This is a genomic window from Thiospirillum jenense (assembly GCF_014145225.1).
GTDB lineage: Bacteria > Pseudomonadota > Gammaproteobacteria > Chromatiales > Chromatiaceae > Thiospirillum > Thiospirillum jenense.
Window position 1 is genome coordinate 1 of sequence record NZ_JABVCQ010000097.1, and the last position, 676, is coordinate 676.

1 protein-coding gene is annotated in these 676 nt (G+C 46.4%); it reads right to left on the bottom strand.

From position 1 onward, the window contains the following. Positions 1–676 (bottom strand): Eco57I restriction-modification methylase domain-containing protein (locus HUK38_RS14670; protein WP_202985586.1); only part of this gene is annotated, 676 nt, incomplete at both ends.

Genomic DNA, 676 nt, shown 5'->3' on the forward strand with positions numbered 1-676 from the left:
CTCAAACAACGGCAACCGCCCCGCGCCCGCTGCCGTTTTGAATAAATGACTATCATTGGTCATGTGAAATTCTTGAGATAATCGTACATTCCATTTGCCATCAATCGTCTCACCTAATAACGGGAATTGCAGCAACTTCTCCGCAATTTGTACATCCAATGCGCTTTTGAATTCCATCACCGACTGCGAATCAGGCGACAAGCGGCGGATCAATTCCACAGACAATAATAAATCCGTTGATGACGGAAACGCCGCCAATTCATTCACCTGATGACGCATAAAGGCCGCGGGGAATTGCCGCGTTGATTGCCCTTTTTCAAACGTCAATACCACAAACTTAAAACTACGATGCACGTTTTCAAAGATTTCATTGCGATTTTCAAAACAAAACAACCCCGTCACGTCGCACTGATCGAATAATAAATCCCGCAAGCCTTTCGCGCCCAAATCCGTATAAATCCCCGACGGAATCACAATCCCGCACTCACCGCCCGCCCGCAATAAATTGACGCATTGCTCGGTAAATAATTTATACAGGTTAATATCACTTCCCGTCTTTTTTCCATTCACGATTGCCGATTGAAAACTGAACTGCGGCGCGGCGCGAAACCACGCCGATTGATGCGGAAAATGCGACGCATAATCCAACCAATCAACGCGAATTTCCTGATCTGCT